Source organism: Rothia sp. SCPM-O-B-18226 (M350), assembly GCF_058213595.1.
Window position 1 is genome coordinate 1 of record NZ_JBYQJS010000004.1, and the last position, 23,911, is coordinate 23,911.

Annotated in this window: 20 protein-coding genes and 1 tRNA gene; 6 read left to right on the forward strand and 15 right to left on the reverse strand. The window is 62.4% G+C overall.

Going from position 1 to position 23,911, the window contains the following annotated elements; translation table 11 throughout:
- Positions 1-448: 448 nt before the first annotated feature.
- The 9 genes from rlmB to AC3E6W_RS06925 form a co-directional block, all read right to left on the reverse strand.
- Positions 449-1,438 carry a 23S rRNA (guanosine(2251)-2'-O)-methyltransferase RlmB gene (rlmB, locus tag AC3E6W_RS06885; RefSeq protein ID WP_490652681.1) on the reverse strand — a complete coding sequence of 330 codons (990 nt, stop codon included), beginning with the start codon at positions 1,436-1,438 and terminating at the stop codon, positions 449-451.
- A 96-nt stretch (positions 1,439-1,534) separates the two neighbouring features.
- Positions 1,535-2,953, reverse strand: a complete 1,419-nt coding sequence (cysS, locus tag AC3E6W_RS06890) for a cysteine--tRNA ligase (RefSeq protein WP_070825148.1) — start codon at positions 2,951-2,953, stop codon at positions 1,535-1,537.
- Between the two features lie 71 nt (positions 2,954-3,024).
- Positions 3,025-3,507, reverse strand: a complete 483-nt coding sequence (gene ispF, locus AC3E6W_RS06895; protein ID WP_049342683.1) for a 2-C-methyl-D-erythritol 2,4-cyclodiphosphate synthase — start codon at positions 3,505-3,507, stop codon at positions 3,025-3,027.
- Between the two features lie 47 nt (positions 3,508-3,554).
- Positions 3,555-4,376 (reverse strand): 2-C-methyl-D-erythritol 4-phosphate cytidylyltransferase, encoded by an 822-nt coding sequence (gene ispD / locus AC3E6W_RS06900; RefSeq protein ID WP_490652682.1) that lies wholly within the window; start codon positions 4,374-4,376, stop codon positions 3,555-3,557.
- A gap of 22 nt (positions 4,377-4,398) precedes the next feature.
- On the reverse strand, positions 4,399-5,082 hold the full coding sequence (locus AC3E6W_RS06905) for a response regulator transcription factor (RefSeq protein ID WP_049334005.1): 684 nt from the start codon (positions 5,080-5,082) through the stop codon (positions 4,399-4,401).
- A 39-nt stretch (positions 5,083-5,121) separates the two neighbouring features.
- Positions 5,122-6,258, reverse strand: a complete 1,137-nt coding sequence (locus AC3E6W_RS06910) for a sensor histidine kinase (protein ID WP_049334004.1) — start codon at positions 6,256-6,258, stop codon at positions 5,122-5,124.
- A 148-nt stretch (positions 6,259-6,406) separates the two neighbouring features.
- On the reverse strand, positions 6,407-7,144 hold the full coding sequence (locus AC3E6W_RS06915; protein WP_049342684.1) for a phosphoglyceromutase: 738 nt from the start codon (positions 7,142-7,144) through the stop codon (positions 6,407-6,409).
- A gap of 209 nt (positions 7,145-7,353) precedes the next feature.
- Positions 7,354-7,671, reverse strand: a complete 318-nt coding sequence (locus AC3E6W_RS06920; RefSeq protein WP_049342685.1) for a DUF2516 family protein — start codon at positions 7,669-7,671, stop codon at positions 7,354-7,356.
- 73 nt (positions 7,672-7,744) lie between these two features.
- Positions 7,745-8,947, reverse strand: coding sequence for a trans-sulfuration enzyme family protein (locus AC3E6W_RS06925; protein ID WP_294647174.1), 1,203 nt, complete (start codon positions 8,945-8,947; stop codon positions 7,745-7,747).
- Positions 8,948-9,129: 182 nt separating this feature from the next.
- Here AC3E6W_RS06925 and tmk point away from each other — a divergent pair, with 182 nt between their 5' ends.
- Together tmk and AC3E6W_RS06935 are read left to right on the forward strand one after the other, a co-directional pair.
- A complete protein-coding gene (gene tmk / locus AC3E6W_RS06930; RefSeq protein ID WP_490652685.1) occupies positions 9,130-9,867 on the forward strand; it encodes a dTMP kinase in 738 nt (245 codons plus the stop codon).
- Positions 9,864-11,003 (forward strand): DNA polymerase III subunit delta', encoded by a 1,140-nt coding sequence (locus tag AC3E6W_RS06935; RefSeq protein ID WP_490652686.1) that lies wholly within the window; start codon positions 9,864-9,866, stop codon positions 11,001-11,003. The genes tmk and AC3E6W_RS06935 overlap by 4 nt, the downstream gene beginning before the upstream one ends.
- A gap of 98 nt (positions 11,004-11,101) precedes the next feature.
- On the opposite strand, the gene AC3E6W_RS06940 is transcribed toward AC3E6W_RS06935, so the two are convergent.
- The 3 genes from AC3E6W_RS06940 to manA form a co-directional block, all read right to left on the reverse strand.
- Positions 11,102-12,457, reverse strand: coding sequence for a PFL family protein (locus AC3E6W_RS06940; RefSeq protein WP_490652688.1), 1,356 nt, complete (start codon positions 12,455-12,457; stop codon positions 11,102-11,104).
- A 9-nt stretch (positions 12,458-12,466) separates the two neighbouring features.
- Entirely contained in the window at positions 12,467-12,736 is a 270-nt protein-coding gene (locus AC3E6W_RS06945) for an ACT domain-containing protein (RefSeq protein WP_049342690.1), read from the reverse strand.
- 293 nt (positions 12,737-13,029) lie between these two features.
- Positions 13,030-14,217, reverse strand: coding sequence for a mannose-6-phosphate isomerase, class I (manA, locus tag AC3E6W_RS06950; protein ID WP_070483374.1), 1,188 nt, complete (start codon positions 14,215-14,217; stop codon positions 13,030-13,032).
- 137 nt (positions 14,218-14,354) lie between these two features.
- Between manA and AC3E6W_RS06955 the strand changes: the two genes are divergently transcribed.
- The gene (locus AC3E6W_RS06955; RefSeq protein WP_490652690.1) at positions 14,355-15,761 is read left to right on the forward strand and encodes a phosphomannomutase/phosphoglucomutase; all 1,407 of its coding nucleotides are present in this window, start codon (positions 14,355-14,357) and stop codon (positions 15,759-15,761) included.
- Between the two features lie 137 nt (positions 15,762-15,898).
- Here the strand turns inward: AC3E6W_RS06955 and AC3E6W_RS06960 are convergent, their stop codons facing one another.
- From AC3E6W_RS06960 to AC3E6W_RS06970, 3 genes are all read right to left on the reverse strand, one after another.
- Positions 15,899-17,080 (reverse strand): FAD-binding oxidoreductase, encoded by a 1,182-nt coding sequence (locus tag AC3E6W_RS06960; protein WP_294647179.1) that lies wholly within the window; start codon positions 17,078-17,080, stop codon positions 15,899-15,901.
- A 485-nt stretch (positions 17,081-17,565) separates the two neighbouring features.
- The gene (locus tag AC3E6W_RS06965) at positions 17,566-18,039 is read right to left on the reverse strand and encodes an RrF2 family transcriptional regulator (RefSeq protein WP_049333993.1); all 474 of its coding nucleotides are present in this window, start codon (positions 18,037-18,039) and stop codon (positions 17,566-17,568) included.
- Positions 18,040-18,365: 326 nt separating this feature from the next.
- Positions 18,366-20,216 (reverse strand): phosphoenolpyruvate carboxykinase (GTP), encoded by a 1,851-nt coding sequence (locus AC3E6W_RS06970; protein WP_049333992.1) that lies wholly within the window; start codon positions 20,214-20,216, stop codon positions 18,366-18,368.
- Between the two features lie 520 nt (positions 20,217-20,736).
- On the opposite strand from AC3E6W_RS06970, the gene AC3E6W_RS06975 reads away from it, so the two are divergent.
- From AC3E6W_RS06975 to AC3E6W_RS06985, 3 genes are all read left to right on the forward strand, one after another.
- Positions 20,737-20,812, forward strand: a tRNA-Arg gene (locus AC3E6W_RS06975).
- Between the two features lie 232 nt (positions 20,813-21,044).
- Positions 21,045-22,634 (forward strand): hypothetical protein, encoded by a 1,590-nt coding sequence (locus AC3E6W_RS06980; RefSeq protein WP_049342695.1) that lies wholly within the window; start codon positions 21,045-21,047, stop codon positions 22,632-22,634.
- Entirely contained in the window at positions 22,634-23,911 is a 1,278-nt protein-coding gene (locus AC3E6W_RS06985) for a cell wall biosynthesis glycosyltransferase (RefSeq protein ID WP_306540188.1), read from the forward strand. Before AC3E6W_RS06980 ends, AC3E6W_RS06985 begins: the two co-directional genes overlap by 1 nt.

The window sequence follows — 23,911 nt, forward strand, 5'->3', positions numbered from 1 at the left end:
TTCTTCGTTTTTTCCTCCTCGCCTCGGCGACTCATACAACTATACAGACCCGAATACGGGCCCGCAACCCGAATATGAGTGAAGTAGAACACAAATAAGGGCCTTTAGGTTCATTCTGACCTGAACAGTGGAACAAAACCCCTAGTCAATGCGGGGTAAAGGCCTCAAAAAATCTTCGAAAAAATCTTAAAAATCCCCACGAAAGCCCGAAAATCCCCCAAAAATCACTCCGAAACCCCTACGGAAGCGCAAAAGGCCCCCGAAACGAAGAAAAGATGGGGGAAGGGGCTACCGCCCCTCCCCTGCATCCTTACGTTTCCGCTCCTCGACCAGTTCCCTGACCCGGTTCCCTGGCGTACCCGCCATCAAGAGCAAAGGGGGAGGGCGCCCCTCACGGGACGCCCTCCCCCTTACGTTCATAAACCTACAGAACGGTTATCGCGACAACCTACTCGGCAGCCACCGCACGACGACGGGACACATCGTACAGAGTGATGCCCACAGCCATCGCCGCGTTCAGCGACTCCATCGCCGAATCAATCGGAATCGACACAATCTGATCGCAGTTCTCAGTCACCAGGCGGGACAGGCCCTTGCCCTCCGAACCAACCACCACGCACAGCGGCTCGTTCGCAAGCTCCAGAGCCGGCAGCTCAATATCGCCACCGCCATCCAGACCAATCACAAAGATGCCCTGCTCCTTAGCCTGCTGAATCACGCGAGTCAGGTTAGTCGCCATTGCAACGGGAATACGAGCAGCCGCACCGGCACTGGTCTTCCACGCACCCGCGGTCACCGCAGCCGAACGACGCTCGGGAATAATCACGCCGTCACCGCTAAACGCCGACACGCTACGAATAATCGCCCCCAGGTTACGGGGATCGGTAATGCCATCCAGCGCCACAAACAGCGGCGGAGTCGACAGCTTACCCGAGTGCCAGCGCTCCATCGTATCCAGCACCAGATCGGTAGCATCCGGGTACTTGTACGGCGGAATCTGCATCGCCACGCCCTGGTGCACCGCACCATCGGTCAGACGATCCAGCTCGCTACGCGGAATCTCCAGCATCGGGATGTTGCGCTTATTCGCAATCGTCATGATCTCGCGAACGCGGTCATCCACCTCAATGCGGCTCATAATATACAGGTGCTTCGAGGGAATCTCGGTACGCAGCGCCTCCAGCACCGCGTTACGACCCGTCACCAGCTCATCGCTGGCGCGCTTACCGCCCAAACGAGTCTGGAACTTACGGTTCGTACCGGTCGCCGCACGACGCTCAGCCGCACGCTTCATCTTGTACGCCTTGTGGTAAACGCGATCCTCAGCCTTCGGAGTCGGGCCCTTACCCTCAAGGGCCTTACGGCCGTGACCGCCGGTGCCCTTAGTAGCACCCTTCTTCTTGCTGGTAGCGCCCGGGCGCGAACCTGCCTTAGCCATTCTTCTCTTCCTTCGTCAAAATAATGAATACGAGTCTACGCGAAAAGACCCGCAACGCCTAAGCCCCCAACGCAGAACGCGGGGCACGCCACCAACCTACGCAATGCTCCAGCTCGAACCCTCAGCGCCGTCACGCACCTTCACACCCGCGGAGAACAGCAGGTCGCGCATCGCATCGGCCTTAGCCCAATCCTTCTGGGCACGCGCATCCGCACGCTCCGCCAGAACCGCCTGAATCAGGGAGTCCAGAGCCTCATGCTCGGCATCCGAGGCGCCCTCAGCGTTAAAGCTCATCAGCTGCGCCAGGCCCAGCACCTCAGCCATAGCCATCACGGCATTAGCGGCCTCCGAAGCGTCCTCACCGGCAGCGAGCGCTGCATTACCCGCGCGAGTCTGCTCATGCAGAACCGCCAGGGCACGAGGAATGTTCATATCGTCATCCATCGCCTCGGCGAAAGCCTCGGGCACCTCGCGGTCGGGCTTCAGCAAATCCTGAGTTGCGGCCAGGAACGATTCAACACGCTCAATAGCCGTTGCCGCCTCCTGCAGAGAAGATGGGCGATAGTCCAGCACCGAACGGTAATGCGCGCTACCTAGGTAGTAGCGAACCACCAGCGGACGGGCCATTTCCAGCATCTGCGCCGGCGAAATCGTATTACCGATAGACTTCGACATCTTCTCACCCTCGTAGGTGACCATGCCGTTGTGCATCCAGAAGTTCGCGAAATCATCGCCGGCCGCGGTCGACTGGGCCAGCTCGTTCTCGTGATGCGGGAAGCGCAGATCCAGACCGCCGCCGTGAATGTCGAAGCGCGAACCCAGGTACTTACCGGCCATCGCCGAGCACTCCAGGTGCCAACCCGGGCGGCCACGACCCCACGGGGACTCCCACGAAGCGGTCAGCGGCTCGCCCTCCTTATAGCCCTTCCACAGCGCAAAATCACGAGGGTCGCGCTTACCGCGCGGATCGGCATCCGCCGAATCCTGCATATCGTCAATGCTCTGGTTGGTCAGCGAGCCGTATTTCTCCCAGGAACGCACGTCAAAGTACACGTCACCCGAGTCATCCAGCGCCGGGTAGGCGTGGCCGCGGTCAATCAGGCGCTGAATCAGAGCAAACATCTCGGGAATATGACCGGTCGCGCGCGGCTCATAGGTCGGCGGATCAATACCCAACGCCGCATACGCCTGAGCAAAAACCTTCTCAAAACGGTACGCGAGCGCCCACCACTGCTCATTCGGGAACTCACCCTCAAAACCGGGCTCCATAGAATCAGCAGACTTCGCCAAAATCTTGTCATCAATATCAGTGACATTGCGGACCGTCGTCACCTTCAAACCGCGGTAACGCATCCAACGGCTCAACTGGTCAAAAACCAACGCCGAACGGATGTGGCCCAGATGCGGTTCACCCTGCACCGTAGCACCACAATAATAGATACGCGCCTCACCGGGCACGACGGGCTCAAACTCGCGAATAGTCGCGGAAGCTGAATCATAAAAACGCATAGTCACACTCTCATTCTACGGGGTCGGCTCAGACGCCGGGGCGATAGGTTACGGAATGGGGCAAGTCGGGCAGAGGCCTAGTGGCGCTCATACACCAGAGCCGTCGCAATCGCCGCCACGCCCTCCCCGCGACCGGTCAAACCCAAACCGTCGGTAGTCGTCGCAATCACCGTCACCGGGGCACCCGCCGCCTCACTGAGCACGCGGTTCGCATCCTCACGGCGCGGCGAGAACTTCGGGCGGTTACCAATCAGCTGAACGCTCACATTGCCGATCTCGAAACCGGCCGCACGCACAATCGCCACGGCCTCCGAAAGAATACGAACACCCGAGGCGCCCTTCATATCCGGGCGGTCCACACCAAAGTTCGAGCCCAAGTCCCCCGTGCCAGAGGCGGCGAAGAGCGCATCCGCGGCAGCATGGGCCACCACGTCGCCATCGGAGTGGCCGCTCAGGCCCCGCTCCCCCGGCCAGTGCAGGCCGGCGATGTGCAGGGGCGTGCCCTCCGGGCCAAAAGCGTGAACGTCAACGCCGGTGCCGACGCGCGGAATAACAGTCATGATGGGTCCTTCGCTCAATAGATATTAGACAGAAGAAGAGGGGATACTCAGGGGCGCGTTCCGCCAAAGAGCGCCCGCGCCACCTTCAGATCCATGGGGGTGGTCACTTTAAAGGCGTCCTCGTGCCCGGCCACCGTCAGCACCGGTTCGCCGGCTGCCTCCATCGCCATCGCGTCATCGGTCAGCAGCTCGGCTTCCTCGGGAGGCAGGGCTCGGCTACGCTCATGAGCCGCCAGTAGCGCCACCACCTCGAATCCCTGCGGGGTTTGTACGGCGCGCATGCTCGAGCGAGCCGGGGTTCCAGTAACCACCGCGGAGGCGTCCACCGTCTTGATGGTATCGACCACCGGCAACACCGGAATAACCGCGCGCACCGTCCCCGCGGCAACGCGGGTGCCCAGGCCCTCCAGCACGCGGTGGTACACCTCCGGCGGGGTGAAAGAGCGGGCACAATCGTGAATCAGCACGTAATCCACCGCGATCTCGGCCTCGCGAAGCGCGTCAAGAGCCGCCACCACCGATGCGGTGCGAGTGTCACCGCCGACCGTCACCAGCGCCTCGGCGCGGTGCGCGTCCTCAAGGAGCTCCGGGCAGAGGCTCTCGCACCCGGCGGGCACCGTCACCACCACGTGCTCGGCAATCCGCGACTCGCGGGCGCCCTGCAGGGCATGGTCGAGTAGCGTACGCCCCTGCACGCGGACCGCGGCCTTCGGAATCGGCTCGCCCAGGCGCGTTCCCGAACCTGCACCCAGCACGATAATGGCCACGCGCGAGGGGTCTTTGCTCTGCCGGTTCTGCGCGGGCTGGTTCTGCACGAAGCGGTTCTGTGCGTTGGCCTCGGCGGTCACGGAATCAGCGGTAAAGCTCATACGTACTCTCCTCGGCTCGACGCTAATTCTCGAACTTATAGCCCAGGCCGCGAACCGTCACCACGTAGCGCGGTGCCGAAGAATCCGGCTCAATCTTGGAACGCAGGCGCTTAATGTGCACGTCCAGGGTCTTCGTGTCACCCACGTAGTCCGCGCCCCACACACGCTCAATCAGCTGTCCGCGCGTCATCACGCGACCAACGTTGCGCAGCAGAATCTCCAGCAGCTCGAATTCCTTCAGCGGCATGGGTACTTCCTCGCCGTTGACCGTCACCACGTGGCGATCGATGTCCATGCGCACGGGGCCGCCCGTAAGAACCGCGTCCATCGGCATGTCGGGCTCGGCGGAACGGCGGCGCAGCACCGCGCGGATGCGTGCAATCAGCTCGCGCGCCGAGTACGGCTTCGTCACGTAGTCATCGGCGCCCAGCTCAAGGCCAAACACCTTATCCAGCTCGGAGTCCTTGGCGGTCAGCATGATAATCGGTACCGAGGACACCTCACGGAGCTTACGGCACACCTCCGTGCCGGGCATGCCGGGAAGCATCACGTCCAGTAGCACCAGGTCGGCACCCTCGCGTTCGAAGGTGGGCAGCGCGTCCAGGCCATTGTCCACCACAACCGTCTGAAAACCCTCACGCCCCAGCAGGAAGGCCAGGGGATCCGACAGGGCCTCTTCGTCCTCAACAATCAGAATTTTCGTCATACTTTATCCTTGATTCCCATAAAACCTATACCGCTAACACTACACTGTGAGCGGTGCCTCCGGCGCCTCGGTCAGCGGCAGGGCCAACGTGAACGTCGAGCCCTCCTGCGGCATCGAACGCACCGTCACACTGCCGCCGTGCTGAGTCATCACATGCTTCACGATGCTCAGGCCCAGGCCCGTGCCGCCGGTCTGACGAGAGCGAGCCGGGTCCACCCGGTAAAAACGCTCGAAGATGCGCTTCTGCTCATCCTCGGGAATACCCACCCCCTGATCCGACACCTCAATGAGCAGCTGATCGGCCACGCGGTGCACCAGAATGTCCACCTTCGTATGTTCGGGCGAGTAGCGAATCGCGTTCTCCACCAGGTTCTGCACGGCCATACCCAGAAGCTCGGCGTCGCCGTACACCTCGGGGGCGTCCTCAATGCGGCTGGAAACCTGAATGTCCTTCTCCTCGGCAGCCAGGTGGGAGCGGTCCATCGCGTCCGCCACCAGGGTGGGCACGGACACCGGGCCGCCACGGGCAATCACGTCGGTCGACTGCAATCGTGAGAGCTCGATAATGTCGCGCACCAGCGCGGAGAGGCGGCGCGTCTCCTTGTGCAGGCGGCCCACGAAGTACTCAATCGCCTCCGGGTCATCGCTAGCCTGCTCAATCGCCTCCGCGAGTAGGCTCACCGCGCCCACGGGTGTCTTCAGCTCGTGCGACACGTTCGCCACGAAGTCGTTACGCATGCGTTGCACGCGAGAAATTTCGGTGCGGTCGTCGGCAAGCACCAGGATGTATTCGTCGCCCAGGGAGGCCACGCGAACATCCAGGACCAGTGCCTCGCTCTCGCCGCGGTCAATCTCAAAGCTTTGCTCGGCAAAAATGCCGCGGTGGCGCACCGTGCGAATCATGCTAGCCAGCTCGGGCGAGGTGACCGTATGCCCGCGCACCAGGCCCATCGCGTAGGCGCCCGGCGAGGCCTGAACCACTCCCCCCACCTCGTCGATGACCAGGTAGGCGCGGCCAATCACCGCCAGTACCTGAGCCGCACCGTCACGCAGCGTCGGTGCGGATACGAGGCTACGCTCACGCTCACGCTCACTACGGGCCACCGCGTTCATGCTCAGGACGCCGACCAGCAGACCTATCATGCCCGCGATGAAGGCGATCAGACCGGCATCCATACGTTCTCCTCCTGCGTGGGTATCTTCCACAAGTATATTGAACAGCCGCCCACCCAAGAGGTCGGCCCACGCAATGAGCCGCCCACCGAAACGGTGAGCGGCTCATAATCACGCGGGCGCTCTGCAGAGCGAACCTCGCGAGAGGTAATTACTTACCCTGGTTTGCCACGGCTGCGATGGCGTCCTTAGCGGCCTCGGGATCGAGGTACTCGCCAGCCTTAGTGGGCTTGAAGTTCTCATCCAGCTCGTAGTACAGCGGGATACCGGTCGGGATGTTCAGGCCGGCGATGTCCTCGTCGGAGATACCCTCGAGGTGCTTCACCAGCGAGCGCAGGGAGTTACCGTGCGCTGCCACCAGAACGGTCTTGCCTGCTGCCAGGTCGGGCTTGATGTCCGACTCCCAGTAGGGGAGCATACGGCCCAGAACGTCCTTGAGGCACTCGGTGCGGGGAGCGTTCTCAACGTTGGCGTAACGAGGGTCGTGTGCCTGCGAATAGGGGTCGTTGTCGTCCAGCGGGGGCGGCGGAACGTCGTAGGAACGACGCCAGGTCATGAACTTCTCGTCGCCGTATTCCTCGCGGATCTCGGACTTGTTCTTACCCTGCAGGGCACCGTAGTGACGCTCGTTCAGGCGCCAGGTGCGCTTGACGGGAATCCACAGGCGGTCCGCTGCATCCAGGGCGATGTTTGCGGTGTTGATGGCGCGACGCTGCAAAGAGGTGTGCACAACATCGGGGAGGATGTTGCGCTCTGCCAGCAGCTCGCCGCCGCGCTTAGCCTCGGCGCGGCCCTTGTCGGTCAGGTTGACATCCACCCAGCCGGTGAACAGGTTCTTCTCGTTCCACTCGGACTGGCCGTGGCGCAGGAGTACTAGTTTGTAAGTCATGCTTCTATTTTTTCATTTACCCGCCGGTTTGTCATGCCTTCGAGGGCAGAAAATCCGGGTTCTCCCAAAAACTTGCCGGATGCACCGCTTAGCTGGCAGAAAGCCCCGCACCCCGCGCCCGGAAATCGTTCCGGGACGCGGTATGCGGGGCTCACCGTATGCGCTTGCGACGGCCACAAGGTGGGCGCGGATACTCCGCTGAAAACCTCCTAGAAGCGGCGGCCACCCACTACGGGCCACACGCCGGCCAGGAACACGCCGCTCACCACGGCAGCCATCAGCTGCAGCATCAGCATCGTGTTACCCGCGCCGGTGAAGGCCGAGAAGACGCCCAGCACCTGCACCACGGCGGAGACGCCGGTCAGGGCAAGCCAGGTGTTCTTAGGACGCTTGCCCGCGAACTCGTAGGCGTTGGCCGGCGCGGTCCATGCACGGTACAGCGCCAGAACGCCGATCACGGCACCGGCGGCCGACAGCAGCAGGTTAATCAGAAAGGTCGCGTAGAGGACCAGGACAATAGGAGACATTGTATTCCTTCACTCGAGCGGCCGTATAGCCGGGTACCCAGTACCCTAGCACACTACCGTAGCTAACGGTGCCTTATCGAACGGCCTTGAAGGCCTCGACCAGATCATTGTAGAGGTCATCGACGTTCTCGATACCCACGGACAGGCGCAGCATCGACTCGGGAATCGACTCCGGCTCGCTGCCATGGCGGCGGCGGCGCTCCACGAGGGATTCCACACCACCGAGGGAGGTGGCGGGGGTCCACACCTTCAGCGCCTCAACCACGTTGCGGGCGCCCTGCGCGTCGGTATCCAGTGTGATGCACAGAATCGCGCCGAAGCCGGACATCTGCTTCTTCGCGACCTCGTGGCCACGGTGGCTCTCAAGACCCGGGTAGCGCACCTCCGAGACAAAGGGGTGCTCGCTCAGACGCTCGGCCAGCACCTGCGCGTTCTGCACCGCACGCTCCACGCGCAGCGCCAGGGTACGCAGGCCGCGCAGACCCAGCCAGGCCTCCATGGGCCCGGGAATCGCGCCGTTGGTGATGCGGTAGTGCAGCATCGCCTTGTACAGCTCCTCGTTCGAGGTGAGGGTCATGCCCAGCAGCACGTCCGAGTGGCCGGCCAGGAACTTCGTGGCCGAGTGCACCACAACGTCGGCGCCCAGGTCGAGCGGACGCTGCAGAATCGGGGTGGCAAAGGTGTTGTCCACGGCGGTCACGACGCCCAGGCGGCGGGCTGCGGCAAGAATCTCGGGCAGATCCCCCACCTCAAGCATGGGGTTGGTGGGGCTCTCAAGCCAGGCCAGGACCTTCGGGGAGGAGTAGTTCACGTTTTCCGGGGTCACGCCGGCGCGGGATGCGGCGTCCTCCAGGGCTGCGATAACGCTGGCGGTGTCCTCAATGTCCACGCGCACCAGCTCGATGATGCCGCGGCGCTCCAGGTCCTTGCACAGGGTCACGGACGCCATGTAGGCGTGCTTAGGAATCAGGACGATAGCGCCCACCGGCACCAGGTCAATCACGGAGGAAACGGCGGCCATGCCGGAGGGGAACAGCAGGCCGGGCTGGGAAGCGTTCTCCAGCTTAGCGACAACCTCTTCCATGCCCTCCCAAGTCGGGTTCGAGAAACGGGCGTACACGCGGTCGTGCTCAATGTTGACGGCGTCCACGCCGCGGTAGGTGGAAGTCAGAACAATCGGAGGGTTCACCGGCGCATCATGCTCGTGGGCGGGGCGGCCACCGGCGACTACATAGGTTTCAGCGGAATAGTTCATGTCATGGTTATCTGCACTCATGCCTTAAGCCTGGCACACCGAGGCCTCGAACGCATACCTCACCCGGCATTTTCCGCTCAGGATTAACACGCTTTTTACGCGGGGGCGCTGCCAAGTCCCGCGCGAAGGCCGTTGCGGCTCCCACCGGCAGGCTGCCGACGCGCACCGCAGGCCCACGGTGAACCCGGTACCCTTAAGGGGTGATGGATACTCTCAGCTACACCCCCCTCCCCGATTCCGCGGACCCCGCCAACCGCCGCGGGCTCTTCATCGTGGTCGAAGGAGGCGACGGCGCCGGCAAAACCACCCAGCTCACCCTGCTGAATGAGGCGCTCCGCGCCCGAGGCTACCGGGTCGTCACCACCCGAGAGCCGGGTGGCACCGAAATCGGCGAGAAGCTACGCGCCCTCGTGCTCGAGGCGGGCCAGGGTGCTATTGACGACCGCACCGAGGCGCTCATCTTCGCGGCCTCCCGCGCCGCGCACGCGGCTCAGCTGATTCGCCCCGCACTCGCCGAGGGAGCGATCGTGCTCTGCGACCGCTACATCGATTCTTCCGCCGCCTACCAGGGCGTGGGCCGCGATCTCGGGATGAACACTATTGTTGACCTGAGCCGCTGGGCCACCGCAGACCTGGTGCCGGACGCAACCCTGCTCCTGAGCGTGCCCCTGCGCGCCGAGCAGGAGCGCATGACCGAGCGCGGCACTGTGGACCGCATCGAGGCCGAGGGCGCCGATTTTAAGGCGCGCATCCACTCCGCTTTTGAGCGGATTGCTCGCGAGGATTCCAACGGTTCGCACCGCATCGTCGACGGTGTGGGAACGATCGATGAGGTGCATGCCCGCGTCCTTGAGGTGGTCGAGCCTCTGCTGAGCCAACGTATCCTCGATCGTTCCGCCGCGCCGCGGGTAACCGAGCAGAAGACCGAGGGGGATGCATGAGCCTGTGGGATTCTCTGCTGATTCCTGAGCGCGAGCGCGACCAGCTACGCCGCGATGCCGCTTCCTCGCGCCCGACCCACGCCTGGCTGTTTACGGGCGCGGCCGGCGCGCCCCATCGCGAGGCGGCCAAGGTGTTTGCCGCGGCCCTGCTCTGCGAACAGCCCGATCCGCAGAACCGCGGATGCGGTGAGTGCAAGGGCTGCGTGACCGTGATGAACGGTTCGCATGCGGACTTCACGCACTTTAGGACCGAGGCCACGAACATCAGCATCGAGGAGGCACGCGAGCTGGTCATGAAGGCCCAGGACCGCCCGACGGTGGGCCGCTGGCGAGTGATTCTGCTCGAGGATACCGAGCGCATGCCCGAGCGCACCTCGAACGTGCTACTCAAGGCCATCGAGGAGCCGCCCCCGCACACCATCTGGCTGTTGACGGCTCCTTCTCCCACGGATGTGCTGGTCACGATTCGTTCGCGTTGCCGTCCGGTGCAGTTGCCGGTGCCCTCGGAGGAGCAGGTGCACGGGTATCTTCTCTCGCGCGGTGTGGCCGACCCGCTGGCGCGCCGCGCGGCACGCCTGGCCATGGGCGACGCCGAGGAGGGGTACCGCCTGGCCACCGATGAGCAGGCCATGGCCCGCCGGGAGATGACCACCTCCCTCATTCTGAACGTCCGTTCCATTTCTTCGGCGTTTAGCGCGGCGGAAAAACTCACCGACCTGGCAGAACAGGATGCCCAGGCGGTCTCCGCTGCAAAGGATGAGCGGGAGCGCGCCGAGCTGATGGCCCTGTTGGGCATCCGCGAGGGCGAGCGCGTGGCTCCGACCCTGCGCGCCCAGGTGCGCAGGCTTGAAGACCAGCAGAAGCGCCGGGCCAAGCGCGTGGCTTCCGATACACTGCTGCATTCGGTGGCCCAGGTGCAGACCGTACTTCGCGATGCACTGACGCTCTCCCTTTCGGCGCAGCTACCGCTCATTAACGAGCACCTGCGCGAGCCGCTGACAGCGTGGTGCGAGCGTCGCTCCCCCGAGCAGCTCCTGCAGGACGTGCAGGCGATAGAGATTACCATGCGCCGCCTGCGCACGAACGCGAACGCGCGCCTGGCGCTTGAGGCGCTCATGAGCCGCTTCGTCGCGTAGGCTCGCGCCCGAGGTTAAGCAGGCCCCCGCATTTTATTACAGCGATTTCTTCGCCCGGTACCGTACGCTCGCGTTAGCCCGGGCGAACCGGCACCCGCCTAGTTACGGAAACCGTGCACCGGCGAGGGAATACGGCCGCAACGGGCGATAAACGCCTCTGCACTCGGGGTGTGCGTGGGCATGACCGGCGCGCGGCCCAGCAGGCCACCGAACTCGACCATATCGCCCACGCCCAGACCCACGGCCGGGATAACGCGCACGGCGGTGGTCTTGTGGTTCATCACACCGATGGCAGCCTCGTCTGCAATCATGGCCGAGAGGGTCGCGGCGGAGGTGTCGCCGGGAACGGCTACCATGTCCAGGCCGACGGAGCAGATGGCGGTCATAGCCTCGAGCTTATCCAGGGTAATCTGGCCGGCGGCGGCGGATTCAATCATGCCGATATCCTCAGAGATCGGAATGAAGGAGCCGGAAAGACCGCCGACGTTCGAGCAGGCCATGAGACCTCCCTTCTTAACCGCGTCGTTGAGCAGCGCGAGGGCCGCGACGGTGCCGTGGGTGCCGACGGTTTCCAGACCCATCTCCTCGAGGATGTGAGCCACGGAGTCACCGATCTCGGCGGTGGGTGCCAGGGAGAGGTCGATGATGTTGAATTGCACGCCCAGGCGCTCGGAGGCGAGGGTACCGACCAGCTGGCCCACGCGGGTAATCTTGAAGGCCGCCTTCTTAATTTCTTCCGCGCAGGTGTCGAAGGATTCGCCGCGCACCTTCTGCAGGGCGCGGTGCACCACGCCGGGGCCGGAGACGCCCACGGAGATGGTGGTGTCTGCCTCCTGCACGCCGTGGAAGGCGCCGGCCATGAAGGGGTTGTCGCTGACGGCGTTGGCGAAGACCACGAGCTTGGCGCAGCCGAAGCCGTGCGTATCGGCGGTCAGGTCGGCGGTGGCGCGGATGGTTTCGCCCATGAGCTTGACGGCGCTCATGTTGATGCCGGCACGGGAGGAGCCGATATCCACGGAGGAGCAGACCACGTCGGTCTCGGCGAGGGCGCGGGGAATGGAGCGAATCAACTTTTCGTCGGCGGGGGTCATGCCCTTATCGACGAGGGCGCTGAAGCCGCCCACGAAGTTCACGCCCACGGCTTTGGCCGCCGCGTCGAGGGTGCGGGCGAACTCCACGTAGTCCTCGTCATCGGATGCACCGGCCACCAGCGCGATGGGGGTGACGGCGATGCGCTTGTTGACAATCGGGATGCCGAGCTCGGCCTCGATGCCTTCGCAGACGCTCACGAGGTTTGCCGCGCGGGTGGTGATCTTTTCGTAAATCTTGCGGCGGGCTACTTCGCCGTCGGAGTCGGCGCAGTCGAGCAGGGAGATGCCCATGGTGACGGTGCGAATGTCGAGTTTTTCTTCCTCGATCATGCGGATGGTTTCGAGAATATTGCTGTTCATCATGGTGGCCGCCTAGAGGGTGTGCATTGCCTTGAAGATGGACTCGGCCTGAATACGGATCTGCACCCTCTGCTCGCGCTCGACGCCGACCATGGCTTCCTGCAGGTCGATGAGGTTCTGCTCGTCCTTGTTGAAGGAGCAGTGCATAATCATGGTGAAGTATTCGCCCATGATGGTCTGGGAGACGTCCAGGACGTTGACCTTGCGCTCAGCCAGGGCGGTGGTGACCGCGGCGATGATGCCCTCGTGGTCGATGCCTGTAACGGTGATGATGATCTTCACGGTGTTCTCCTTGGGGATGGTGCGAATACTGACGGTGGATGCGTCCAGCTGCCGCGGCGGGCGGAATCACCCGGGTTTTATGCATAGAAGAACGAACCTATGCATACTTATACCAACAATTATAGGTTACCCAGGCCACAGATAACAGGGGAACGGGCACTATTTTGCAAAGCCGCACCCCAAACCTTCAAAACCCGAGAATAAAAAATCCGCGGCTTCACCGATATAGATATCGAAAAAACCGCGGATTCTTATAAGTCTGTGTATCTAAAACCCCTAACGGAACTTAGATATTAAACGTAGGATGCGATATACAGCTCGCCGCTACCGCTCAGCACGGCCTCGGAGGGCTCACCCACGTGCAGTACCGACTCGGTGGCGCCCAGAACGAACTCTTCGGTGCCGTTGCCGTCCTTGGCCTGAATCGTCACCTTACCCGCGACACTCAGGGCCGCGCTAATGCCCTTGAAGGTGTAGCTTAGCGGCTTGCCCTCTTCAACGCGAACACGGGTCACGCTCATGCGCTCATCCCACATGGCGTAGGTGCCCAGGGGTCCGTCCTCGGGGTTGGGGCGCTGGATGACGGGGGCGTCCTGCTTCTCGCCGAGCACCTTAATGAGTTCCTCGGTGTCGATATGCTTGGCGGTCAGGCCGGCACGCATCACGTTATCGGAGGGGTTCATCAGCTCAATGGCGGTACCCGAAACGTAGGCGTGCACCTGGCCGTCGGGGGTAAAGGCGGACTCGCCGGGAGCAAGGTGCACCAGGTTCATCACGAAGGCCACGAGCAGACCGCGGTCACCGGGGTACTTGCCGTCCACGATGCGCACGAGCTCGGCGGCGTCGGCTACCACATCGTTCGAGGCGCCCAGCAGCCCGGGGGCGGTGTCTACCAGGTGCTGCACTGCGGCGGAGGCGGTCTCCTCGGGCAGGCGGATAATCTCGGTCAGAAGCTGCTTGGGGCTGAGCTCGGCACGCTCGGCCAGCCAGGCGGCACCGAATGCGGCGGCCAGGGTCTTGAGCTGCTCGACGGGGCGCACGCCGGTGAGCACGCGCATCGGGCTCAGCGCGATGACGGTCTCGGGCTTGGAGTAGCGGTCCTTGTAGTTGCGGTAGGGCGCATCAATCGCGATACCGCGGGCCTGCTCGTCCTCGAAGCCGGCGATGGCCTGTTCGGGGGTAGGGTGCACCTGAATGGACAGGGGGGCGTCAATCGCAAGGATTTTAAAGAGGAAGGGGAACCAGTCGGAGGTTCGGTCCGGGCGCAGGAAGCGGGAGGGATTCTCCACGATCAGCTCGTTCAGCGGGGATTCGGCGCCGTCCACGGTAGCGCGCGAGGGCGCAGCCGGATGCGCACCCACCCACACCTCAGCTTCGGGCTGTTCGGTGGGTACGGGCACGCCACGCATACGTCCTAGAATTTCGCGTGAACCCCACGCATAATTCTGAATCTGGTTTTTAAGGGAAAAAATCTCACCCATGGGGAAAAATACCTCTCGCCGGGGGCTGTTTGATATAAGTGACGTGATAAAAAACCCATATATTCAGCGGAATTTATAAGGTTTTACCTGCCCATTATAGGGGCTTAGTAGACTTCTTTACCGCTAAAATAAAAGGCGTGACTACTATTAATCTACATGACTCATTCAAGGCGTACGACGTGCGTGGCATCGTCGGCGAGACCATTACTGCAGAGACTGTTCGCGCTACCGGTGCGGCATTTGTCGATGTTCTGGGACTGCAGGGCCAGACCGTCCTGGTCGGCGGCGATATGCGTCCCTCCTCTCCCGAATTCATGGATGCATTTGCCCAGGGTGCAACCGCTCGCGGCGCAAACGTTGAAAAGATCGGTCTGATTTCTACCGACGTTCTTTACTTTGCATGTGGCGTTGAAAACGCCGCCGGTGTTACCTTTACCGCTAGCCACAACCCTGCCGAATACAACGGTATGAAGATGGCTAAGGCCGGCGCCGTTCCGGTGTCCTCCGAAACCGGTCTGTTTGACATCCGCGACCAGGCACAGAAGTACCTGGACGCCGGCGAGATTCCCTCGGTTGAGAAGGTCGGCACCGTGACCGAGAAGGACATCCTCAAGCCCTACGCAGAGTACCTGCGCAAGCTCGTGGACCTCTCCTCCATCCGCCCGCTGAAGGTCGTGGTGGACGCCGGTAACGGCATGGGCGGCATGACCACCCCCGCCGTTCTGGGCGACACCATCCTGCCGGGCCTGCCCCTGGAAATCGTTCCCCTGTACTTCGAGCTGGACGGCACCTTCCCGAACCACCCGGCCAACCCGCTGGAGCCGGCCAACCTGGTCGACCTGCAGAAGGCTGTCGTGGAGCACGGCGCAGACATCGGTCTCGCCTTCGACGGCGACGCCGACCGCTGCTTCGTGATTGACGAGAAGGGTAACGCAGTGACCCCCTCGGCCGTGACCGCTCTGGTGGCCGAGCGCGAGATTGCCCGTGCCAAGGCTGAGGGCAACGAAGAGCCCGTCATCATCTACAACCTGATCACCTCGAAGGCTGTGCCCGAGCTCGTTGAGAAGCTGGGCGGCCGCGCCGTGAAGACCCGCGTTGGTCACTCCTTCATCAAGGCCGTCATGGCCAAGGAGAACGGTGTGTTCGGTGGCGAGCACTCCGCTCACTACTACTTCAAGGACTTCTTCAACGCCGACACCGGTATGCTGGCCGCTATGCACGTGCTGGCTGCTCTGGGTGGCAACGACAAGCCCCTCTCCGAGATCAGCGCGAAGTACTCCCCGTACGTTGCCTCCGGCGAGATTAACTCCGAGATTGAAGACAAGGCTGCCGCTGTGGACCGTGTGCGTGCACACTACGCTAACGCTCCCGTGGTTGTTGAGGATTCCGACGGCACCACCTTCACCAACACCGAAGAGGGCTGGTGGGTTAACCTGCGTCCGTCGAACACCGAGCCGTTCCTGCGCCTGAACCTTGAGGCACCGGATGTCGCCACCATGGAGCGCGTCCGCGACGAGGTTCTGGCTCTGGTTCGCCAGGGCTAAGCTCTTCGCTAGCTACTAAAAAATCCCGCCCCGCAGAATATGTCTGCGGGGCGGGATTTTTTATTTTGATTGCTGATTCCGACTAAGTTTTTCTGTCAAACAGGGGAACCCAGTCGACGAACCGGCTTGCGAGGTTTTTACGCTTCGCGTGCCTGGTCGTGGAGCATCCACTGGTCCGGGCCGAAGATCTCGTAGTTGATGTTCTTGCCGGGGACACCCGCATCCACCAGTGCGGAACGCACGCCCTGCATGAAGGGCAGCGGGCCGCAGAGGTACACGTTGGCGTTGGAGGGAACGTCCAGCTTGGAGACGTCCACGCGGCCGGTGTAGTCACCGCCCTCGCCCTCGATAAAGGAGACGAGGCGACCGTTGGGCAGCTTGCCGACGAGCTCGACGAGCTCTTCGCGCAGGGGCCAGGTGTCCAGGCGGCGGTCTGCGTGGACCACGGTTACGGGGCGCTTCGAGCCCTTCTCAACCAGCTCGGAGAGGAAGCTGAGCATGGGGGTGGTGCCGATACCCGCGGAGAAGAGGTACAGGGGTGCCTCGGGGTCGCCGAAGCCTTCCAGGGTCAGGTCGCCGTAGGGGTTGGAAATCTCGACGACGTCGCCAATCTTCAGCTCGTGCAGGATGGAGGTCATCTCGCCGTTGGGGTCGAGCTTCACGCCGATGCGGCGCTGGTTCTTCTCGCTGGGCAGCAGGGTGTACTGGCGTGCCTGGCGCAGACCGTCGCGTGCGGGAACGGTGACGGAGACGTACTGGCCGCCCTTGGACTCGGTCATGGGGGTGTCATCGGCGGGCTCGAAGGTCAGCACGACGACGTTCTCGCCGGTCTCCTTGCGGTCCACAACCTTGAAGGGTGCGCGGGTCACATCGTTGGCCTGAGAAGCGTACAGGCCCTTCTCCAGCTTGATGAGGGCGTTGCCCATGAGCCAGTAGACCTCGGTCCAGGCGTCGACGATTTCGGGGGTGGCCAGGTCGCCGAGGTTAGCGGCGATAGCCTCGAAGAGGTACTTGTAGACGGTGGGGTACTCTTCTTCCTTCAGGCCCAGGGAGGCGTGCTTGTGTGCAACGCGAGAGAGGACCTCGTCGGGGTAGGAGTTCGGGTGCTCGACAATGTAGGAGGCAAACACGGCGATGGAGCCGGCCAGTGCGCGGGGCTGGGTGCCCTCGAGCTGAGAGGAGCGGGAGAACATGCCGTCCATCAGGTCGGGGCGGGCGGCGAACATTCGACGGTAGAAGTCGGGAGTGATGTCGTTAATGCGCTCGGCGATGATGGGCAGGGTCGCCTCGATAACCGGGCGGGACTTTTCGGAGAGCATCGGTGTATGCCTTCTTCCTGTAACGGTCACCCACGGGATCCGGAAGCGTTGCGGGCCGACGTTGGTGGCGACCCCGAGGTGCCCCGAAGGTCACCCCGTTGGTGACAAAGTGTTTATAAAACACCCCTACCCTAACACTTTGACCTATGTTTGCGTTTTCTCAGGGCGTACTGTGTGCCGGGAGCACCCCGACTCACGGGTACTTAAGGTTTGTTTAGACCTGAAGTGTCAACTAAGTGAGACACAATATATTTGCGCTAGAAAAGCTGATTTCGCGAGTGACTAGCGACGGTGCATGCATAAAAATTCTGCAATGAATATATATTTTCACGAGAAAGTTTGCACACTCACGAAATAATGACTCTGCTCACATTTTTGTACCGTGAGCTCAAATCTGCATATTTTCGAAAATAGTGCACGTTTACAGCCCCGAGTAGTCGTCCCGGAACTAGTCGGCAAGGCTCTCCGCCGAGCCTCCAGATGACCTACGAAAAAGCGGGAATCGCGTTCTCCGGAGGAGCCATTCCGAGCTCCAGAAGGATCGGACCCACGGGGCTGGCACCCGCGGTCAATTCGGTAATCGTCACCGAATCCACGGCAGCATAGAAAGCCTCGCGAGCCCTCGCCAGTACGTTGCGCAGGCGGCAGAACTTATCCAGGGGACAGTGGCCGTTCTCATCCTCACACTCAATCATGGGGATGTCACCCTCAGTAGCACGAAGAATGGTGCCCACCGTCACCGAACGCCCGGATTCCGAGAGCATTACACCTCCGGAGCGACCGCGCGTCGAATCCAGATACCCCTGGTTCACCAGGAACGCCACGGCCTTCGCTACGTGATTGTAGGGGGTATCCACGCCCTCCGCGATCTTCTGGGTCGACAGCTTCTGCCCCGGCTCCAGGGCAGACAGGAGCATCAGCACACGGAGCGAGACATCCGAGAATGCTGTCAAACGCATGGATACTCCTTTACTACTTCGCCTTCAGCGGGGAACCCGCCGAGCATCCGGTGGCACGCGCACCACATCGATCGACCGGGGCGCGTCAAAAACATACACAGGCATTGTATCGATGCGCTCCATGTGCTGAAAGTTAGAGGCCTCTTCCCCACTCGGTTGAAGGTGTCCAAATATTTCTTCGGCTCGTTCGCATTATCTTTTACGGTGCATAGCTTTACATTTCAAATTCGCGCGCTCGGTGCCCGGCAGATAGGCAAGGGGCGGAACCTCAACCGAGATTCCGCCCCTTCAACCGCTCAAAGAGTTAGCGATTTAGCCTCACCAAATTAGTCCTCCAAGGACTTGGCCAGGGCATCGCGCTGCTCGCGAACCTCGGCGGGCAGCTTATCGCCGAACTTAGCCAGCCACTCGTCGATGCCGGGAAGCTCAGCGGCCCACTCGTCCTTCGAGACAGCCAGGGCAGCCTTCAGCTCTTCCTCGGAGATTTCCAGACCGGTCAGGTCCAGGTCTTCCTTGGTGGGAACGGTGCCCAGGAAGGTCTCCTCGCCGCCGGCCTTGCCATCCAGGCGGTCGAAAATCCACTTGACCACGCGAGAGTTCTCACCGAAGCCGGGCCATGCGAAGCCTCCGTCGGGGGTGCGGCGGAACCAGTTGACGTAGTAAATCTTCGGCATGTTCTCTGCACCGTGCTTCTTGCCCAGGTCAATCCAGTGCTGGAAGTAGTCACCGGCGTTGTAACCGATGAAGGGCAGCATGGCCATCGGGTCGCGGCGAATCACGCCGACGGCGCCCTTAGCGGCCGCGGTGGTCTCCGAGGACAGGGTGACGGCGCGGAACACGCCCTGCTCCCAGCTGTCAGACTCGGACACCAGCGGAACGGTGGTCTTGCGACGGCCACCCAGAACGATGGCGCTCAGCGGCACACCCTCGGGGTCGTAGTACTCGGGAGCGAGCATATCCACCTGGGATGCGGGGGTGCAGAAGCGGGAGTTCGGGTGAGCTGCCGGGCGGCCAGACTCGGGGGTCCAGTCCTTGCCGGTCCAGTCAATCAGGTGTGCGGGAACCTCGTCGGTCTTGCCCTCCCACCAGACGGAGCCGTCGTCGGTCAGTGCAACGTTGGTGAAGATGGTGTTGCCCTTGGCAATAGCCTTCATAGCGTTCGGGTTGGTGGAGTAACCGGTACCCGGTGCCACGCCGAACAGGCCGGCCTCGGGGTTGACCACGCGTGCCTGGTGGTTCTCGTCGAACTCAATCCAAGCGATGTCGTCGCCGACCATCTCAGCCTTCCAGCCGTCAATGGTGGGCTCCATCATTGCGAAGTTGGTCTTACCGCAAGCCGAGGGGAACGCTGCGGAGATGTAGCGAACCTTGCCCTCGGGGTTGGTCATCTTCAGGATGAGCATGTGCTCTGCCATCCAGCCCTCGTCGCGACCGATGACGGATGCAATGCGCAGTGCGTAGCACTTCTTGCCCAGCAGTGCGTTGCCGCCGTAGCCGGAACCGAAGGACCAGATTTCGCGGGTCTCGGGGAACTGGACGATGTACTTCTCGGGGTTGCAGGGCCAGGAAACATCCTTCTGGCCGGGCTCCAGGGGTGCACCAACGGAGTGCAGGGCCTTGACGAAGAAGCCATTGGTCTCGTTCAGCTTGGCCAGAACGTCCTTGCCGATGGTTGCCATGATGCGCATCGAGCACACAACGTATGCGGAGTCGGTCAGCTCAACAGCAATCTTGGGGTTCTTAGCCTTCAGGGAGCCCATGACGAAGGGAATGACGTACATGGTACGGCCGCGCATGGAGCCCTCGAACAGGCCGGTCAGGGTCTGCTTCATTTCGACGGGGTCGCGCCAGTTGTTGGTCGGGCCGGCGCCCTCTTCGGTCTCGGAGCAGATGAAGGTGCGCTCCTCGACACGTGCCACGTCGTCCGGGTCGGAGAAAGCGGCGTAGGAGTTCGGGAATTCGTGATCGCTCAGGCGAACAAAGGTTCCGGCGTCCACCAGCTCCTGCGCAAGGCGGTTATATTCTTCCTCGGAGCCGTCCACCCAGTAGATGTGGTCGGGCTGCGTCAGCGCGGCAACCTCGCGAACCCATTCCAGAAGACCCTGGTGGGTGGTGGGTGCGCTCTGCAGCTCCTTTTCGAGTTCGGCAGAGAGAGTACGAGTTGAGGTGTCAGCCATTGACGTTTTCCCCTTCAATCGGTAAATACCGCGGATACTACGTTGATCCGCGATAGGTCTGCGGTAGCGAAGAAGCAGTTAAAAACTACAAGCGTGCAAATAATGGTGAATATGCACGCTTGGACAGAAGCCACTTCCTCGTGATGCTTACAGAATAACGCATTAACGACCCGAACATCCTTCTATGACGTTATTTCTTACGTTCCGCCCGTCACACCTTCAGCAGGAAGACACCGAGGGTAATCAATGAGAAATTCGAGGGCCGGAGGGTAAGAATCGCACGGGATGGAGAGTCTCCTCGGAGGCTCCCCACCTCCTGTTCAGAGCAGCACAAAAATATTTTAAAAAATTTTCCGGGGACCAAAAACCCCGGAATTTCGCGGTAAAACGAGGCATTACAACACTCCGGTGACCCAAAAATGGGACCCTTTTGAGTTTTTCGACTTGCAGGCCCCTCGTAACCTCCGTATAGTATTACCTGTTGCCGCGACGGATTGAAGAAATCCGAAGCGAGGAACATGCGCCTGTAGCTCAACGGATAGAGCATCTGACTACGGATCAGAAGGTTGGGGGTTCGAATCCCTTCGGGCGCACCACCGATCCCCGGTTCTTCGGAACCGGGGATTTTTTGTATCCCCGGACATGTGAGCCCGGACGGGGCCACCTTCCCCTGCCTATTGTGGGCGCGGCGGGTGCATCCTCACCAAAAATCCGCATTTCACCCGCACAATATGACGTGCGCCGGCGCACACCGGTGAAAAAACGCATAGGATGGAAACAAGACCTTCCACGCCCAAGTTGGAGGGACACATCACGCGAAGGAGCACCATGGCTCAGTTATCCATCCCGCAATCCCTCATAGGTGCGCTTATCGATATTGCAGATCTAGGAACACTCGACTACTTCGCCCCCAGCGAGCGATGCGCACACTGGGCCCTCTACGACAATCAACGCCGCGAGTTGCTCTGCCCCTGCGCCCCCGCCGAGGTGCCGAGCGTTGAGAAGCTCTTCGAGAGCGCGGCAAAAATTCTCTACGAAAACTTCCCGCGCTATATCGATACGCCCGACCAGATTATCCCGTACACCTCGCGTCAGGAGCTTATGGCCGCCCTCCTGCGAGGAGATGACACCGCAGAAGGCACCGAAGACACCGGCGCAGAGGGTAACGATGCAGAAACCGTTACCGAGGCCGGGGAAGCTACCGAGGGAATCGTCGTGCAGAGCGGCGAAGAAACGAGTGAATCGGCCGAGGCCGTTGCACCGGCTGCGGAGAAGCCCAAGCCCTCCCCCGCGCTGATGGCTCGCCGCGCCCGACCGGTAGCCGAGCAGGAGACTCCCGGAGAGCAGACGGTCGAGGAGAAGGGTCTCGCCCCCTCGGAGGCCCCCAAGCCCAGCGTCCCGAAGCCCAGCGCACCCAAGCCCTCCGCCGCCCAATTTGCAGCCCCCAAACCTGCCCCGCCGAAGCCCAGCGCACCGGTTGCCCCCGCGCCCCTCGAGGTTTCCTCCGAGACGCGCCCGGCCGCGCCGAAACCGCCGGCGCCCTCCGCGGCCCCCTCACCCAGCATGTTCCGCAAGGCGTCGCTCACCTACCGTCCGCCGCAGATCGAGGAGTACCTGCAGGGCCTGCGTGCCCGGCAGCAGGCAGCAGAGCAGGCCACTGAGCAGAACGCCGCCCCCGAAAACATCGCTTCGGACACCCCGAGCACCCCGACGCCGATGCCCGTGCCCTCCGCCGGAGCCGCGCGGACCGCGACGAAGAACGTTGCGCCCGAGGCTCCCACCCGCCCCACAGGGGTCACCGCGGAAGATCGTGAGCGCGCCTACCGCATCCGTCCCGGGTTGCGTCAGCGCATGGAGCGCGAGGGACTCACCGAGGACCTCGTGCGCACCGTCCTGCGCGAGGGCACGGCGGAACGAGTCAACGACTGGACGATTCGCTTCAGACATGACGACTACCGCGTGGACGTCAACACCGCCTCCGCCGAGCTAATAACCGTCGTCGACGAGTACGAAGCCGAGTGCAATGACGGGGCCAATACCACCCTGGCCCGCGGCGAGTACACCCCGCTCAATGCCCTCGAAATGGCCTTCAGCGAGCGCGCCCGCGTCTTCCTCTCCAAGAACCCCGAGTTCGTCTTCGACATTATGGTCCGCACGCTCGAGAACCCCGAAAGCGTGCGCATGGGTGAGGGCTGGACCCGCATCTACGCCGCGGAGGGGCTGGAGATGACCATCTCCCCGGATCAGCGGACCGTGCTCTCCCTGACCAAGACCCCCGATTTCCAGGCCCTGCACGGCGAGAGCCTTCGCCGCGCGCAGATTGAGGATCTCAGCGATGCCATTAACCGGCAGGCCGAGGCCGCCACATCCGAACAGCCCAAGCATCAGAACGCTCAGAACGCCGAGGAGGAGAAGTAATGTCGGCCAAGCAGATTACCGTTCCTCTCGAGGTGTACGTGCGCCTGCAGGAGCTGGCCTCCCTGGCCGGCTACAGCTACCGCGAGGCGGAGGAGGGGACGGAGCGTACCTGGGACCTCACCAACGACGAGGGCGCCTCCCTGCTCGATGAGCGCGGCGCGATTCGCCCCGAGGCCGCAGAGCTCTACTTCACCCTGATGCCGCTCATCGCCCACGAATTCGTGCAGCAGCAGCAGGCCCTCGTGGAGGCCTACCGCAAGACTCCCAAGCCCGCCGCGGCGCGCGCGAAGATTCGTCCCTCCAACCAGCGGCTCATCCCGCTGACCGAGGTGCCGCTCGAGAATCAGCGTATCGCCGCACGCATCGAGCAGGAGTTTTACGGCGAGGTGCCGGAGAGCCGCCGCATCTACGGGGTACTGCCCGGCGTCATGGACTACATGATGCGCCACGACCTCGGCTACGCCCTGCTGCTCGAGATTATCGAATCCCCCAAGAGCGTGGTGCGCGAGGAGACCGCCGAGGAAAACCGTTACGGCCGCGAGGTCACCCTCTACACCCACGAGGATCTGGGCTACCAGGTTGTGTTGAACCCCCTCACCGTGGAGGTTCTGGCCCTGCGCCCGCTCGAGGCCTCGGCCGGCGGTTACCAGCTCTCCCTCGAGGCTCAGAGCCAGCTCAAGGCGCTGGGCCTGACGAGCGAGTACATTACGCGCATCCTGGATGAGGCCGATAACCGCCAGCCCATTCCTGGTACGAGCCGCACCGTGTACTCCCTCAACGGTTACCAGGTGGAGTTCTCGCACTCCGATCAGCAGGTCATTCGCATTGCGCGCGGTGTTGCCGCGAACCGTAATCCCTTTGAATCTCAGCCGCGCATGAGCGGACGAAAGCGCCAGCGCGGCCGCAAGATCCCGCACGACGTGGACGAGTTCGTTCAGCTGCTGCAGGAGCACGGATTCACGGTGACGATGGGCGGTAAGCACTACGATATCCGCCACGAGGCGCTGGCTCCGGGGCAGAAGGCCGTCACGTCGGTGACTCCCTCCGACTCGCAGCGTTGGCACCTGAATTCTGCGCGTCAGATTCGCAATACCTTCGGTGTTGATCTGCGCTACGCCGATCCGCGCGATAGCGTGCGCGGCATCGTGCGGGGTACCCGCCCCGCAAAGGATGCGCTCCCGGCGGAGGGCTCCGCGCCGGAGGGCGGCAAGCATCCCGCGGATAGCGCGAGCAAGAAAGCTGAAGGGCAGCGTTCCGAGGGTGGGCGGGCCGAATAG